Below are 14328 nucleotides of genomic sequence, written 5' to 3' on the forward strand. Positions count from 1 at the left end.
CCCATGCCCGCCATCCCCTTGAAAAAACTCAGCCATGCCAGCCTCGAGCAAGCGGCCCAGTGGTATGTGCAACTCCACGACCCACAAGTGGCCGATCACGAACGCTTGAGCTGGCAGGCGTGGCTGGCCCAAAGTGCCGACCATCAGGACGCCTGGCGCTACATCGAACGGGTCGGCCAGCGCTTCACTGCGCTGCAACACGAGAGCGAGCAACAGGCTGTCAGCCAAGTCCTGCGCAGCACCGGCCGCTCGCCAATCAGTCGCCGCCAGACCCTCAAGAGCCTGCTGATCCTCACTGCCGGCAGCCTGACAGGATGGGCGGCCTGGCGCGGCACGCCGCTGCCGGAAACACTCGGGCGGTTCACTGCCGACCTCGCTACCGGGACCGGGGAAACCCGCGAAACCGTGCTCAACGACGGCAGCCGGATCTGGCTGAATGCACTCAGTGCGCTGAATGTCCGCTTCGATGCCATACAACGCTTGCTGCAGTTGCAGTGCGGCGAAGTGTTGATCGACACCGCCAAGGACCCCGGCCGACCGTTTCTGGTGGAAACCGCCCAAGGGCGACTGCGGGCGTTGGGTACCCGCTTCAGTGTTCGTCTGGAGGATCGACAGACGTTGCTGAACGTCTATGAAGGCGCGGTTGAAGTTCGCACCCGTCAGGGCGCATTGCAGGTTGTCGAGGCCGGCCGGCAACTGGCGTTCAACGACAGCGCAATGGCGCTGAGCACCGCCGCCAGCCCCTCACGGGAATCCTGGCGCCATGGCCTGCTGCTGGCAGACAACCTGCCACTGGGCCAGTTGATCGACGAATTGAACCGCTACCGACCGGGACATTTGCACTGCGATCCGGTCGTCGCCGAGCTGCCGGTGATGGGCTCGTTCCCGCTCAAGGACACCGATCAGGCATTGCGCCTGCTGGAAGCGGCATTGCCGATCCGGGTGCAAAAGACCTTCCCCTGGTGGGTCAGCGTCGGCCCGAAAGCCTGAGTAGAAAAAACTCTTTTTCGGCAATCGGTTCCCTTTTGCCTTTCTCGTTCGGTTAACCCCTCAGAAGCACCTCACATTGCCGATCGAACTGATTCCAGGGAACGCCATGTCACGCAACGCCTTCACCCGTACTCGTTTTGCCCTGCGCCCATTGGCGCTGGCCCTGCCGGCCGCATTCCTGAGTTTTTCAGCGCCGTTCGCTCAAGCAGACACCACGGGCACCAGTGAACAGACCAGCCCCCGGACACGCCATTACGCGATAGCGGCGGGACCATTGGCAAGCGTACTCAATCGCTTCGCCGAGCAGAGCGGAGTCTTCCTCGCCGGTCACAACGACCTCGCGGCCGGCAAGCGCAGCCCCGGCCTCGATGGCGACTACACCGACTCGCAAGCGTTGCAGCATCTGTTGCAAGGCAGCGGCCTGCAAGCCAGCCCCCAAGGCAACGGTGGCTATGTGTTGCAAGCAGCGCCTGCGTCGCAAGGCGCGCTGGAACTGGGCGCCACGACCATCTCCGGCCAAAGCCTGGGCGCCACCACTGAAGACACTCATTCCTACACCACCGGCTCGACCTCTTCGGCCACCGGCCTGCCGTTGTCCCTGCGCGAAACACCGCAGTCGGTGACCGTCATCACCCGTCAGCAAATGGACGACCAAGGCTCCACCAGCATCGCCGATACCCTGCGCCGCGCCCCCGGCATCAGCGTGCAGAACTACGACAGCGAACGCTGGGAGTTTTCCAGCCGAGGCCTGCCGATCACCAATTTCCAGTACGACGGCGTCAACACCGACTACGACGGCGTCTACGATTACGGCACCACCAGCACCGACATGGCGACCTTCGACCGCGTTGAAATCATCAAAGGCGCAACAGGCCTGATGACCGGCTCGGGCGATCCCTCGGCCACCGTCAACCTGATCCGCAAGCGCCCGACCAAAGCATTCAAGGCATCGATTGCCGGCACGGTCGGCTCCTGGGACAACTATCGCAGCGAAGGCGACATTTCCGGCCCGCTGACTGAAAGCGGCAACGTACGCGGGCGGTTCGTCGGGGTCTATCAGGATCGCAGCGCCTACATGGATCACTACCAGAACACCAAGGACATCGCCTACGGCATCCTCGAAGCCGACCTGACCCCGGACACCCTGCTGACCTTCGGCATGGACCAGCAAAATACCCATTCGCGCGGCGCCAGCTGGACCGGTTTCCCGATGTACAACAGCGACGGCTCGCGCACGAACTTCTCCCGTTCCTTCAACCCGGCCACCGACTGGAGCCGTCGCGACTTCACTAACCAGACAATTTTCGCCTCGGTGGAACAACGACTGGCCAACGACTGGACTCTGAAAGTCAGCTACGACCGCAAACACCGTCAGCACGACACCCTGCTCGGCTCGGCCAGCGGCGGCAATCCGGACCCGGTCACCGGTAACGGCATGTTCATGTACATGGGCAAGTTCAAGGGCGATCAGGTTCAGGACAACATCGACATCAACCTCACCGGTCCTTTCAGCCTGTTCGGTCGCGAGCATGAGTTGATCGCCGGTTTCATGTCGATGAACGCCCGCCAGGACATCCCGGTGCACGGCTCGGTCTATCCGGCCCTGGACGGCAGTATCTTCGACTGGCGCGGCGAGTTCCCCAAACCGGACATCCCGCGCGTCGGCGATAACGACATCGTCCAGCGCCAGACCGGTGCCTACCTGGCCACCCGCCTCAAGCCCACCGATGATCTGTCGGTGATCCTCGGCGGCCGGGTCAGCGACTTCAAGGGCAGCGACCACCTCGACTACAGCGATCCGAACACGCCCGACGTGCGCGACGGTTATCGCCAGACTGGCGTGGTCACCCCTTACGCCGGGCTGATCTACGACCTCAGCGATACTTATTCGCTGTACACCAGCTACACCAGCATCTATCAGCCGCAAATGAGCAAGGACGCCGCGCGCCAACTGCTCGACCCGGTGGAAGGCGACAGCTACGAAGCCGGCATCAAGGCCGAATACTTCGGTGGGCGCTTGAACGCCAGTTTCGCGGTGTTCCGCATTGAACAGGACAACATCGCCCAGTACGTCAGCGGCTTCGAGACCGAGTCGGTGTACACCGCCGTTCAGGGCGCGACCACCAAAGGCTTCGAGTTCGAACTGGCCGGTGAAGTGATGGAAGGCTGGAACCTGTCGGCCGGCTACACCTACAACCACACTCGCGATGCCAAAGGCGATTACGTCTATGGCTCGGTGCTGCAAACCACCGCCCCGGAACAAGTGGTGCGCGTGTTCAGCACCTATCGACTGCCCGGCGCGTGGGAAAACCTGACCGTGGGCGGCGGTGTGAACTGGCAAAGCGAGTTTTTCGGCAACGTGTTCCAGCCCAACCCCTCCGATACCGTCAACTTCGGCCAGTACTCACGCATCACCCAGGACAGCTACTACCTGGTGGACCTGATGGCACGCTATCGCTTCAACGATCACCTGAGCGCAACCGTCAACGTCAAAAACCTGTTCGACAAGACTTACTACACGGGGTTGGGCAATTTCGGCACCGGGTTCTACGGTGAGCCGCGCAGTGTACAGCTGACGACGAAGTGGGATTTCTGAGCCCTGCTTCAACGGCTGCCGAAGGATCGGCAGCGGTTTTCTTGCGAGTTATCGATCTACGGCGCCACCGGGCGATCACAGGCTGACTACGCTGATAATCCAGAGTGATTAACCCGCAGAGGAGCACCGCCATGCACCGCGTTCAAAAACTCACGCCTTGTCTGTGGTTCGACGATCAGGCCGAGGACGCCGCGAAGTTTTACTGCGCGGTCTTCGATCATTCCAAAATCGCCGGCATCACCCATTACGGCAAGGCCGGTCAGGAAATCCATGGCCGGCCGGAAGGTTCGGTGATGACCGTCAGTTTCGAACTCGATGGGCAGAGCTTCACCGGTCTTAATGGCGGCCCGGTTTTCAAGTTCAATGAGGCGATCTCATTCCAGGTCAATTGCCACACTCAGGAAGAAGTCGACCATTTCTGGGGACGCCTGTCTGCGGGCGGTCCCGTTGAAGCCCAGCAATGCGGCTGGCTCAAGGACAAATTCGGCGTGTCGTGGCAGATCGTGCCAGTGGCGCTGATGGACATGATGAAAGACCCCGACACAGCCAAATCCCAGCGTGCCATGGCAGCGATGCTGCAAATGAAAAAACTCGACATTGCCACGCTGCAACGAGCCTTTGACGGCGAGAGCTAATACACTCCAAAGCTGAACCGCCGAGGACGCCACGATGAAGCACACCGTCGCCAAAGATGCAGACAAAGCCCCGCGCTTCTGGCGCGACGACGCCCTGCCCTTCATCGAAGCCCGTTCCATCGCTGACGGTCGCGAGGTCTGCTACAGCCGGCATTCCCACGCGCATTTTTCCATTGGCGCAATCACCGCCGGGCGCAGCACCTACATCCACGAGCAATCGGAATATCAGGTCAGCGCCGGCACCCTGGTGCTGATGAATCCGGGCGATGTGCATGCCTGCAATCCGATCGACGACCAGCCGTGGTCGTACCTGATGCTGTACGTCGAGACGCCTTGGCTGACCGATTTGCAGCATCAGCTCGGTTTCAGCCAGGACTCGGCGTTTCGCCGGTTTTCCATCACTCACAATCGTGACGTCGAGCTGTTTACTGGCCTGAAGAATTTGTACGAGGTATTGGTCGATCGGCAGCAAGACGTGCTGTACAAGCACAGCGCGGCGGTGGAGTTTTTCACCGAGGCGCAACAGCGGCTCAACCCCATCGATCAACCGCTGCGCGAACCCAATTTCAAGCTGGAACGGGCCGCCGACTATATCCGCGACAACTGCACACAGATGCTCAAACTCGAAGACATTTGCGAGGCGGCGCAACTGTCGCCGTCCTATCTGATCCGTGCCTTCAAACAGCATTACGGCATGACGCCCCATGCGTTCCTGGTCAACCGGCGCATCCAGTTCGCCCGGGATCGGTTGCGCAGTGGCAAGTTGATTGCCGACGTGGCGCTGGAAGCCGGGTTTGCCGATCAGGCGCATTTTCAGCGCGCGTTCAAACAGCATCTGGCGGCGACACCGGGGCAGTATCGCGGCTAACTCAACCGCCCTCGCCACAAATCTTGATGAGTAGAGCTGCCACACAGATCCCTGTGGGAGCGGGCTTGCCCGCGATAGCGGTGGTCCATTCGACATCATTACTGGCTGACCAGACGCCATCGCGGGCAAGCCCGCTCCCACAGGGAAAGCATTGGCAATAAGAGTTGTGCCGGGAACCACTATTGCAGACCTACGGCAACAGCAAGTACCCCGCACTCACCGCCAGCAACAACGCCATGACCCGATTGAACAAACGCATCCCCGCCGGATTGCTCAGGTAGCCGCGCAAAAACGTCCCGGCATATGCCCAGCAACCCACCGACAAGTAGCAGATCACCAGATACACCGCCGCAAACTGCCACACCAACCGCGCCTCACCGTCGGCGACAAACGCGCCCATCCCCGCCACGCAGGCCAGCCAGGCTTTCGGGTTGAGCCATTGCATCACCGCGCCATACAGCATCGACGGCGCCCGCCCCGACTCCTTGGCATCGAGTTGACCGTTATCAGCGGCCAATTTGAACGCCATGAACAACAGAAACGCCACGCCGGCCAGTTGCACCACCCGCGTCATGAACGGCCACAGTTTCAGCAGTTCATGCAGCCCCAGTCCCATCAGCACAAGCAGTAACACGAACCCCAGGGTCGCCCCCGCCACATGCCGCTGGCTCGCGCGAAAACCGAACTGCGCCCCCGAACTCAGCGCCACAATGTTCACCGGCCCCGGGGTAATGGATGCCGCCAACGCAAACGCTGCCATCGAAACAATCAGACTCATCACACACCTGCTTCAATTCAAGGAACACAGCACTCACGGTAACCAGCGCCCGGCGCCCGGTATTGAAGAAAACTGCCCTCGCCCCTTCCATGAACAGTCAATGCCCGGCGAAAGAACACAACCCAAGATCAAAAGATTGCAGCCTTCGGCAACTCCTACGGGGGTCAACGCAGACACCCCCATTGAGGTCTGCCCGCTGTTTTCGACGGGGCCTATACTCTAAGAGTCGGCACACTCGAAGCGACCTGCAATCGTGTTTGATGCACGGGGTGGCGCGTCGAGTGATCGTTCACGCAGGCCACGGCCTGCCTTCGTCGTAGGGAGGAGAAGATCATGGCGCGTAAATACATCGACTGCCGCGAGTTTCCAAGCGATTCCAAATGCTCGGTCGCGTTGTCCGCAGACTCTGAGAACGAACTGCTCGAGGCCGCCGCGCAGCATGCGGTCAGCGTTCACAAGCACACCGACTCACCGGAACTGCGTGCTCAACTGAAGACAATGTTTCACGACGGCACCCCGCCTGTTGAAGCACCGCGTCCCGCTTGATAAGGAAGATTCCTGTAGGAGCTGTTGAAGGCTGCGATCTTTTGATCTTGATTTTCAGAAGGTCAGGATCAAAAGATCGCAGCCTGCAGCAGTTCCTGCGGGGGATTTTGGGAACTGCCCAAAACCCGACGATTTAAGCGCAATCTCTGGAAAACCCTGGAGAGTGCCTCGTTACGCTTGCCCACCGCAGCTATTTAGCTTCACGAGAGCCCGACCGTGTTAGATGTCGGGCCTGAGCTACTCTTGCCTGACAATATCGACCGAGATCTCCACCGCCGGAACCGCTCCTCTATTCTCAAGCCAGTGCGTGGTGTTCCGATCCTCGGGCCAGCCCACTCCCGGCCCATAGTCCGTGGCGACTCCATCTCGATGGTCAGTGATCGTTCCTTGCAGTATGTAGACGGTGCCTGGCCTGTCTTTATGGTTATGAATCGGCCCGAAGACGCCTCCAGGCTCGATGGTCACCATACGCATTCTGAGTTGGCGCCCTGCCATGCCCTCGATCTCAGGGCCGAGGTCCATCGTTGCAAGTAACTTCACCGCAACACCTTTTGTCTCAGGTGCCACCTGTTCGTTGCTCATCGTGCTCTCCTCTCTGTACATGCAGGGCCTGACTAGAAGTAAACACCCTAAAAGGCGGGAAAGCTCATTGGGCAGAGGCAGAAATTCCCGATTGCACCGTCACAACAACGACTCGTTCCATTTTAAGTGGCCGATGGTCGTTGCCTTTCGCTTGTCGCCGGCGTTTGGCTAAGCTGAATAAATCGGGATGAAATGAAACCTGAGTGATAGCAGCCATCAACGGATCTGGATTGGCATCAAGACGGTAACTCCAAAAGGAGACGACCATGTATGCAGTTATAAGAACCTACTTGGGTGCCGGCGCAAAGCAGCTTTTCGATCTTTTGGAACAGCGCAAAGCCGACGTCGAAGCGACCCTGCGGACAGTGCCTGGCCTGGTCAGTTACACACTGCTGAATACGGGTGATGGCGGTACGGCGGTGACTGTTTGCACGGACAAGGCCGGCAGCGATGCGAGCTTGAAAGTCGCGCGCGACTGGATTCAGAAAAACGCCTCGAATATCCACGCGAACCCGCCGATCGTGACGGAAGGTCCGGTGATTGTGCAGATCAAATAGCGTGCCTTTCCAGTTGATCTTACGTTAGAAGGGACAGACCGCGATTCAAGGCGAATGCCGAGCAATCGTGGTCTGTTCCCTGTTTTTCTCCCCACCTGAATCACGAAGGAGATCCCTGTGGGAGCGAGCTTGCTCGCGATAGCGGTGGGTCAGTCAACGGCTCTTTTGAATAAAACTTTGCCATCGCGAGCAAGCTCGCTCCCACAGGGATTTTGGGTGTTTAGGAGGCTTGTTTAATGTGGCTGCGCGTTACTTCCTGAAAGCTACAGCGTCTTGCGTCATTGCCTACGACTACGCCAGAATCCGCCGGCTTGTGCGCCTTGGCCCTGGCCTCTATCGTTTCCCTGCCACTGCCTATCAGTGGTCGGGTTTAGTCGCTCGGTGGTAATTGAAGTTGCACAGGTCTCCGTAAGACAGGTATTTCTTACCTGCACTTGATGGTGGCTGTGCGCAGGGCACTTTCGGGTGCGCCGGTTTCTTCAGTTCCCCGGTCGACTAACCTGCGTACAGCCGCCACCCATTCGTTTAGTCGCGATGAGGTGTCAGCATTACTTAAGGAACTGAAGATTATGTTCAAGATCACACCTAATCCACCGGAAACCGACGACGACGTTTCCCCTTACGAATCCATCGATTCAAAAAAGCTCCACGACGCGGCGGAACGCGCGCTCGATCATTACCTCAAGCCCCCCAAAGAACCCGCTGCGGCCCGTAAACCCAGCAAAATGTTCATCGTCGCCCCCGACATGGATACCGAAAGCTTGCTGGCCCATGCCTGCGAATCACTGGCATCAGCCAGCGTCATGCTCAGTGATTTTGCAAACCTTCTGGAAATCCCGCATCGCAACACAATACTGGGGATTCAGCAGAACATCATGCTGGGCGAGCTGGCGGTGAACCGGGCGCTGGACAACATCGATCCGCAGAATTAGTCGCTTCGTCTGTTGAAAAAACGGCCTTAACCAAGCAATGCCAGTCAGTTAACGCAGTCCATGTGGGAGCGGGCTTGCTCGCGAAGAGGGAGTATCTGCCAACATTAATGTTGCCTGACACACCGCCTTCGCGATCAAGCCCGCTCCCACAGGTTCCGCGCCTTAGCTGACTGGCACTAGCGCTAACCAACCCAGCACAAGTGTATGGCGATTTGCGCTCTCCGCTGTATGGGCCGGCCCACTCATCACTCATGATAAAAATACGGCTCTCGTTACTGGAGCCGTCGTCATGGACCTCGCCACCCTCACCCTGTTTCTACCGGCCTGCTTCGCCCTGAACATGGCCCCCGGCCCGAACAATCTACTGTCGGTCAGCAACGCCACCCGTTATGGCTATCGTCGCGCCTGCGTGGCCGGCGTCGGACGCTTGCTGGCGTTTGCCGGAATGATCGCCCTGGCCGCCGCCGGGTTGTCGGTGGTGCTGCAAACCTCGGAATGGCTGTTCTACGCGATCAAAATCATTGGCGCCGCTTACCTGTTGTACCTGGCTTGGCAACTGTGGCGCTCCAATCCCGAGGCCGAGCAGGTTGTGACCGGCGCGCCAATTGGGATTGTCGCTCTGGCGCGTCAAGAGTTTCTGGTGGCGGCGGGTAATCCCAAGGCTATTTTGCTGTTCACCGCGTTCCTGCCGCAGTTCGTCGACCCGACTCGACCGATTGCCGCGCAATTCGTCGTGCTTGGCGCCTTATTCCTTACGCTGGAATGGATCGCCATCAGCGCCTACGCCTACATGGGCCTGCACATGCGCCGCTGGTTCGCCGAACCACGGGGCAAGCGGATTTTCAACCGTTGCTGCGCGGGATTGTTGTCGGCTGCCGCTTCGGTGCTATTGATGGCACGACGGGCCTGAAACTTAGGCCGCGTGCTCGCGGTACGCGCCATCGGAACGAGTAGCCGAATCCAATGTGCAAATTGCGCTGGTGCTTAAGCTACATAGATCAGCTTTCAGAGGTAATGATTGAGTCGTCACTGGATTCAGCAGCCAGCTTCAATCGGTCAGCTTTACTAATGTATTTAGACTTGCTTGGCGGTGCCAATTTGGCACTCGCCTTTTTGGCATGAGCCTTTAATAACTGCTGAATTTTTTTACGACGATTCATTTTTCTCTACTCGGTTTGTACGTTCTCCCGAATGATATCAGTTGGCGACCCGACTCAGCCGCTGGGCCCTTTCAGTTCTACCTGGTTGCCGTCCGGATCGAAGCAATAGATCGACAACCCTTTACCTTCAGCGCCGAAACGCACGGCGGCTTTCTCGGGCGTCAGGCCATGGGACTGCAAGTGACTGACCAGCGCTTCCTCGTCGAATGGTTCGATGCGCAGACAGAAGTGATCGACGTTGCGCCGTTCGTGGCCAGCGCCAGCACCGCCCTTGCGGCCGAGTTCGCCCTGGATGTCGACGAGGTCGATCATCGAGGTGCCCGCACGCAGATGCACCATGCCCAGATCGTCGCGGCGCTTGACCAGTTCGGCGCCGAATACCTCGCCGTAAAAAGTGATGCTTCGTTCGAGATCCTTGACGCGCAGGACGATGTGATCGATGTGTTTGATCGTGAACGGTTGCATTAGGAAGATTCCTGAAAATAGCGTTTACAGGATTATCGGTGACCCGATGACTGTAGCTCAGGGCCACAAAAATTCACTGTCGATTTTTCGGTGGAGGCGCCGGGCGACGCGGCATATGCTCAGCCCATGAACCTACAAAACGCTGTGCTTCCGCCCCACGCCGAGATGGTTCGCGCCATGCTCGAACGCGACACCGCCTACGAGGGGGTGTTCTTTACCGCGGTCAAAACCACTGGCATTTTCTGCCGCCCCGGCTGTACGGCGCGCAAACCGAAGCCGGAAAACGTCGAGTTCTTCGCCCATGCCGATGAGGCGATGTCGGCGGGCTATCGGGCCTGTCTGCGTTGCAAGCCGCTGGACGCCGCGGCCATTGCGCCGGACTGGGTGCAGCGGCTGCTCAAATCCGTCGACGCGGATCCCGACCTGCGCTGGACCGATGCCCAGTTGCTCGCCGAGGGCATCGAGCCGCTGAAACTGCGCCGCTGGTTCAAGCAGCATTTCGGCATGACCTTTCACGCCTGGCTGCGCAGCCGACGCCTGGGTATCGCCCTCGGTGGCATCAAACAAGGCGGATCCATCGACAACGCTGCGTTCGACTCCGGCTACGAATCCCTGAGCGGTTTTCGCGATGCGTTTCAAAAGTCGTTCCACATCACACCCGGCCGCGCTGCCCACAGCGAGCCACTGCTGTTCACTCGACTGACCACACCGCTGGGGCCGATGATCGCCATGGCCGAACAGCGTGGGCTGGTGCTGCTGGAGTTTCTCGATCGACCGGCACTGACCAAGGAAATCGAAGAGTTGCAGAACCGTTATGGCTACGCCGTGGCACCCGGGCACAACGGGCATTTGCAGCAGATTGAACAAGAGCTGGCGCAATACTTCGCTGGTAAACGAACCGAATTCAACGTGCCACTGCACCTGCCCGGCAGCGCTTTCGCCCGGCAGGTGTGGGCCGAGCTGATGAAAATCCCCTACGGCCACACCACTACTTATGGCGCCATCGCCGCGCAACTCGGCAAGCCCGGCGCCAGTCGCGCCGTGGGCCTGGCCAACGGACAAAACCGCTTGGCGATTATCCTGCCCTGTCATAGGGTGATCGGCGCAGATGGCTCTTTGACCGGCTATGGTGGAGGCCAGCCGCGCAAGGCGTTTCTGCTCAGGCTGGAAAGCGCCGCGGTGCAAATCACCCAACAACTCGCATTCTGATCAATCCGCCGTTTCTTTTCAGAAAGTCATAAGGAAGGACATTCGATGGACACACTCGACAACCAATTCCACCAACTGCACCAGAGCGGCCTGCTGATTCTGACCAACGTCGCCGATGCCACCGGGGCTCGATTGGTGGAACAGCTGGGCAGCAAGGCCGTCGCCACCAGCAGTGCGGCGGTGGCTTGGGTTCACGGTTACCCGGATGGCAACACCCTGCCGCTTGAACGGCTGATTTCTACCGTCCAGTCCATCGCCCGGGTCATCAGTGTGCCGTTGACCGTGGACATTGAGGCCGGTTATTCCGATGACCTGGGTCGGGTCGCAGAAGTGATCGACGCTGTCATCGCCGCCGGTGCCGTGGGGATCAATATCGAGGACGGTGCTTCGCCGCCCGAGCTGCTGGCCCGCAAGATCGAAATCGCTCGCCAGGTCGCCAATCGCCGGGACGTGAAGCTGTTTATCAACGCTCGCACCGACGTGTACCTCAGGGGCCTGGTGCCGGCCGAAGATCGCGTGGCAGAAACACTCAAGCGGGCTGCGTTGTATCAGACGGCCGGTGCCGACGGGCTGTTCGCGGCGGGCGTCACGGCGGCGTATGAGATCGAAGCGCTGTGCCGTGGCACGACGCTGCCGGTGAACGTGCTGGGTTTCGCGGGCCTGCCTTCGCCGGAAGAACTGCAAGCCCTCGGCGTGCGCCGTTTGAGCGCCGGTTCGAGCATCGCCGAATTCCTCTACGGCGCCATGGCATCGGTAGCCAAAAGCTTTCTGGAAACCGGAGAACTCGATAGCAGCGACCTCAAGGCCTTCACTTATGGCCAAGTGAACGCTCTGCTGGCCCCCACCGGCAAAGTTTGACCGCAAGCAATGGAGTGCGGCGCTGCGGGGTGAGGGCTAATCTTCCCCGCAGTCACCCGCGCTTCAGGATGCTCCATGCCCGATACCTATCAACTGGCCAGCGAATTTCTCTCGGCCCTCGACGCCGACTGGCAACGCCACATCAGCGCCATCGGCCCCTGCCTGCATCAGCCCCATGCGGCTCGCGATCCTTATGAGTCGCTGGTGCGGGCGATTGCCTATCAGCAACTGCATGCCAAGGCCGGCGATGCGATTGTCGGCCGGCTGCTGGCGTTGTTTCCGGCAAGCACCTTTCCAAGGCCTGAGCAGATTCTGGCGACAGACTTCGAACAGATGCGCGGTTGCGGGTTTTCTGCCAGCAAAATCGCGACTATTCAAGGCATCGCTCAAGCAGCTCTGGACGGTGTGGTGCCGGATTACGCCACAGCCCTGGCCATGGACGATGAAGCGTTGATCGAGCGCTTGATTACCTTGCGCGGGGTCGGGCGCTGGACGGTGGAAATGCTGCTGATCTACAGCCTGGAGCGGCCGGACATTTTGCCGGCCGATGACTTTGGGGTGCGCGAAGGTTATCGGCGGCTAAAGGGATTGGAGGTACAGCCGACTCGTAAGCAGATGAGTGAAATCGGGCTGGCGTGGAGCCCTTATCGGACGGTGGCGGCGTGGTATTTGTGGCGAGTGCCTGGCCGGTAGACCGCGTTATCGTTCTTCGCGAGCAAGCCCGTTCCCACAAAAATCAAGGCTGTTCACAGATTTTTGTCCCTCCCACGGAACCTGTGGGAGCGGGCTTGCCCGCGATAGCGGCCGCTCAGCCACCCTGAATTCAACTGCCCGGAAACGCTGACGGTCTAGGCTGTCTTGAGCCATCCCAAGCCCCGTCGGAGGTTCCCATGCAGCTCGAAGGCTCCTGCCATTGCGGCGCAGTGTCGTTCAGCCTGACCAGCGCCCACCCCTACCCTTATCAACGCTGCTATTGCTCGATCTGTCGCAAGACCCAGGGCGGTGGCGGCTATGCGATCAACATCGCTGGCGATGCCGCCAGCCTCAAGGTGCGCGGTCGCAAGCACATCTCGATTTACCATGCGCGGCTCAAGGAAGAAGGCGACAAACGTGCCCGCCGCAGCACCGCCGAGCGGCATTTCTGCTCTCTTTGCGGCTCGGGATTATGGGTGTTCAGTCCTGAATGGCCAGACCTTGTTCACCCATTCGCCTCGGTCATCGACACGGCGCTGCCGGTGCCACCCGAGTACACGCACGTGATGCTCGGTTCGAAAGCATCATGGGTGCAAGTCCAGACGCAGCCCGCTGAGCGACAGTGTGATGTCTGGCCTGAAGAATCCATCGCCCAATGGCATGAGCGCCTGGGTTTGAGCCGCTAAGCCGCTTCACACCCTGAAACCGACAAAGATCAAGATCAAAAGATCGCAGCCTGCGGCAGCTCCTACGGGGGGTTACGCTGCAGCTGGAACACCGCTATGGAAACGAAACTCCACATCCGGCGACTCGATCAACGCCTGCTCGGCGTCACGAACCTTGTCGATCACCTGGGCGATGTCCTTGGCGTCACCATACTGGTAGGCCAGTTTCAGGTAACCCTGGAAATGCCGCGCCTCGCTTTTCAGCAGGCCGAAGTAGAACTTGCCCAGTTCTTCATCCAGATGCGGCACCAACGCTTCGAAACGCTCGCAGCTGCGCGCTTCGATGAAGGCGCCGACCACCAGCGTATCCACCAGCTTCACCGGTTCATGGCTGCGCACCACTTTGCGCAGCCCCGAGGCGTAACGCCCGGCGGATAGCTGACGCAGCTCGATCTTGCGCTTTTTCATCAGCCGCATGACCTGCTCGTGGTGCACCAGCTCTTCCCGGGCCAGACGCGACATCAGGTTGATCAGATCGACGTGGGAGTGGTATTTGGCAATCAGGCTCAACGCCGTGCTGGCCGCCTTGAATTCGCAGTTTTTGTGGTCGATCAGCAGGGTTTCCTGATCGGCCAGCGCGGCCTGGACCCAGCCATCGGGCGTGCGGCAGCCAAGGAATTCGTGAATTTCGGGAAGGATCATGGGGCTCACGGATAAAAGGTACAGAACGAAGGGCGCCGATTATACCGGCCTGCCGACAGACCACCAGCCGCCAACCGTTGATATGCATCAAG

17 protein-coding genes are annotated in these 14328 nt (G+C 59.6%); 12 read left to right on the forward strand and 5 right to left on the reverse strand.

The annotated features are described in order from the left end of the window. Positions 1-3: 3 nt before the first annotated feature. The 4 genes from AB3226_RS01830 (at position 4) to AB3226_RS01845 (ending at position 5089) form a co-directional block, all read left to right on the forward strand. Positions 4-990, forward strand: a complete 987-nt coding sequence (locus AB3226_RS01830) for a FecR domain-containing protein (protein WP_367371768.1) — start codon at positions 4-6, stop codon at positions 988-990. 106 nt (positions 991-1096) lie between these two features. Further along, positions 1097-3586 carry a TonB-dependent siderophore receptor gene (locus AB3226_RS01835; RefSeq protein WP_367371769.1) on the forward strand — a complete coding sequence of 830 codons (2490 nt, stop codon included), beginning with the start codon at positions 1097-1099 and terminating at the stop codon, positions 3584-3586. Between the two features lie 131 nt (positions 3587-3717). Further along, positions 3718-4221 carry a VOC family protein gene (locus AB3226_RS01840; RefSeq protein WP_367371770.1) on the forward strand — a complete coding sequence of 168 codons (504 nt, stop codon included), beginning with the start codon at positions 3718-3720 and terminating at the stop codon, positions 4219-4221. Between the two features lie 34 nt (positions 4222-4255). Next, a complete protein-coding gene (locus AB3226_RS01845) occupies positions 4256-5089 on the forward strand; it encodes a helix-turn-helix domain-containing protein (protein WP_367371771.1) in 834 nt (277 codons plus the stop codon). 190 nt (positions 5090-5279) lie between these two features. Here the strand turns inward: AB3226_RS01845 and AB3226_RS01850 are convergent, their stop codons facing one another. Beyond that, entirely contained in the window at positions 5280-5867 is a 588-nt protein-coding gene (locus AB3226_RS01850) for a LysE family translocator (protein ID WP_367371772.1), read from the reverse strand. A gap of 333 nt (positions 5868-6200) precedes the next feature. Between AB3226_RS01850 and AB3226_RS01855 the strand changes: the two genes are divergently transcribed. Further along, entirely contained in the window at positions 6201-6413 is a 213-nt protein-coding gene (locus AB3226_RS01855; protein ID WP_008074349.1) for a DUF1059 domain-containing protein, read from the forward strand. A 237-nt stretch (positions 6414-6650) separates the two neighbouring features. On the opposite strand, the gene AB3226_RS01860 is transcribed toward AB3226_RS01855, so the two are convergent. Further along, positions 6651-6995 carry a cupin domain-containing protein gene (locus AB3226_RS01860; RefSeq protein WP_367371773.1) on the reverse strand — a complete coding sequence of 115 codons (345 nt, stop codon included), beginning with the start codon at positions 6993-6995 and terminating at the stop codon, positions 6651-6653. 266 nt (positions 6996-7261) lie between these two features. Here AB3226_RS01860 and AB3226_RS01865 point away from each other — a divergent pair, with 266 nt between their 5' ends. From AB3226_RS01865 to AB3226_RS01875, 3 genes are all read left to right on the forward strand, one after another. Next, positions 7262-7552, forward strand: a complete 291-nt coding sequence (locus AB3226_RS01865) for a hypothetical protein (protein WP_052964247.1) — start codon at positions 7262-7264, stop codon at positions 7550-7552. A 569-nt stretch (positions 7553-8121) separates the two neighbouring features. Beyond that, positions 8122-8484, forward strand: coding sequence for a DUF6124 family protein (locus AB3226_RS01870; RefSeq protein ID WP_367371774.1), 363 nt, complete (start codon positions 8122-8124; stop codon positions 8482-8484). A gap of 289 nt (positions 8485-8773) precedes the next feature. Then, positions 8774-9394 carry a LysE family translocator gene (locus tag AB3226_RS01875; protein WP_367371775.1) on the forward strand — a complete coding sequence of 207 codons (621 nt, stop codon included), beginning with the start codon at positions 8774-8776 and terminating at the stop codon, positions 9392-9394. A gap of 88 nt (positions 9395-9482) precedes the next feature. Here the strand turns inward: AB3226_RS01875 and AB3226_RS01880 are convergent, their stop codons facing one another. Next, entirely contained in the window at positions 9483-9644 is a 162-nt protein-coding gene (locus AB3226_RS01880) for a DUF2986 domain-containing protein (RefSeq protein ID WP_367371776.1), read from the reverse strand. Between the two features lie 54 nt (positions 9645-9698). Continuing rightward, positions 9699-10109, reverse strand: coding sequence for a VOC family protein (locus AB3226_RS01885; protein WP_367371777.1), 411 nt, complete (start codon positions 10107-10109; stop codon positions 9699-9701). 126 nt (positions 10110-10235) lie between these two features. Here AB3226_RS01885 and AB3226_RS01890 point away from each other — a divergent pair, with 126 nt between their 5' ends. The 4 genes from AB3226_RS01890 (at position 10236) to AB3226_RS01905 (ending at position 13555) form a co-directional block, all read left to right on the forward strand. After that, positions 10236-11318 carry a bifunctional transcriptional activator/DNA repair enzyme AdaA gene (locus AB3226_RS01890; RefSeq protein WP_367371778.1) on the forward strand — a complete coding sequence of 361 codons (1083 nt, stop codon included), beginning with the start codon at positions 10236-10238 and terminating at the stop codon, positions 11316-11318. A 45-nt stretch (positions 11319-11363) separates the two neighbouring features. Further along, complete coding sequence (locus AB3226_RS01895) at positions 11364-12176, forward strand: isocitrate lyase/phosphoenolpyruvate mutase family protein (RefSeq protein ID WP_367371779.1); 813 nt, start codon at positions 11364-11366, stop codon at positions 12174-12176. A 75-nt stretch (positions 12177-12251) separates the two neighbouring features. Further along, complete coding sequence (locus AB3226_RS01900; RefSeq protein ID WP_367371780.1) at positions 12252-12869, forward strand: DNA-3-methyladenine glycosylase; 618 nt, start codon at positions 12252-12254, stop codon at positions 12867-12869. Between the two features lie 197 nt (positions 12870-13066). Further along, on the forward strand, positions 13067-13555 hold the full coding sequence (locus tag AB3226_RS01905) for a GFA family protein (protein WP_367371781.1): 489 nt from the start codon (positions 13067-13069) through the stop codon (positions 13553-13555). Between the two features lie 72 nt (positions 13556-13627). Here the strand turns inward: AB3226_RS01905 and AB3226_RS01910 are convergent, their stop codons facing one another. Next, the gene (locus tag AB3226_RS01910) at positions 13628-14236 is read right to left on the reverse strand and encodes a tRNA-(ms[2]io[6]A)-hydroxylase (protein WP_007906324.1); all 609 of its coding nucleotides are present in this window, start codon (positions 14234-14236) and stop codon (positions 13628-13630) included. Between the last annotated feature and the right edge of the window lie 92 nt (positions 14237-14328).

It is taken from the genome of Pseudomonas lini, from assembly GCF_964063345.1.
In the GTDB taxonomy this organism is placed as follows: Bacteria; Pseudomonadota; Gammaproteobacteria; order Pseudomonadales; family Pseudomonadaceae; genus Aquipseudomonas; species Aquipseudomonas lini_B.

Coding starts and splice junctions, on each gene's coding strand:
- AB3226_RS01830 (WP_367371768.1), top strand. CDS start 4: ATGCCCGCCATCCCCTTGAAAAAACTCAGCCATGCCAGCCTCGAGCAA.
- AB3226_RS01835 (WP_367371769.1), top strand. CDS start 1,097: ATGTCACGCAACGCCTTCACCCGTACTCGTTTTGCCCTGCGCCCATTG.
- AB3226_RS01840 (WP_367371770.1), top strand. CDS start 3,718: ATGCACCGCGTTCAAAAACTCACGCCTTGTCTGTGGTTCGACGATCAG.
- AB3226_RS01845 (WP_367371771.1), top strand. CDS start 4,256: ATGAAGCACACCGTCGCCAAAGATGCAGACAAAGCCCCGCGCTTCTGG.
- AB3226_RS01850 (WP_367371772.1), bottom strand. CDS start 5,867: ATGAGTCTGATTGTTTCGATGGCAGCGTTTGCGTTGGCGGCATCCATT.
- AB3226_RS01855 (WP_008074349.1), top strand. CDS start 6,201: ATGGCGCGTAAATACATCGACTGCCGCGAGTTTCCAAGCGATTCCAAA.
- AB3226_RS01860 (WP_367371773.1), bottom strand. CDS start 6,995: ATGAGCAACGAACAGGTGGCACCTGAGACAAAAGGTGTTGCGGTGAAG.
- AB3226_RS01865 (WP_052964247.1), top strand. CDS start 7,262: ATGTATGCAGTTATAAGAACCTACTTGGGTGCCGGCGCAAAGCAGCTT.
- AB3226_RS01870 (WP_367371774.1), top strand. CDS start 8,122: ATGTTCAAGATCACACCTAATCCACCGGAAACCGACGACGACGTTTCC.
- AB3226_RS01875 (WP_367371775.1), top strand. CDS start 8,774: ATGGACCTCGCCACCCTCACCCTGTTTCTACCGGCCTGCTTCGCCCTG.
- AB3226_RS01880 (WP_367371776.1), bottom strand. CDS start 9,644: ATGAATCGTCGTAAAAAAATTCAGCAGTTATTAAAGGCTCATGCCAAA.
- AB3226_RS01885 (WP_367371777.1), bottom strand. CDS start 10,109: ATGCAACCGTTCACGATCAAACACATCGATCACATCGTCCTGCGCGTC.
- AB3226_RS01890 (WP_367371778.1), top strand. CDS start 10,236: ATGAACCTACAAAACGCTGTGCTTCCGCCCCACGCCGAGATGGTTCGC.
- AB3226_RS01895 (WP_367371779.1), top strand. CDS start 11,364: ATGGACACACTCGACAACCAATTCCACCAACTGCACCAGAGCGGCCTG.
- AB3226_RS01900 (WP_367371780.1), top strand. CDS start 12,252: ATGCCCGATACCTATCAACTGGCCAGCGAATTTCTCTCGGCCCTCGAC.
- AB3226_RS01905 (WP_367371781.1), top strand. CDS start 13,067: ATGCAGCTCGAAGGCTCCTGCCATTGCGGCGCAGTGTCGTTCAGCCTG.
- AB3226_RS01910 (WP_007906324.1), bottom strand. CDS start 14,236: ATGATCCTTCCCGAAATTCACGAATTCCTTGGCTGCCGCACGCCCGAT.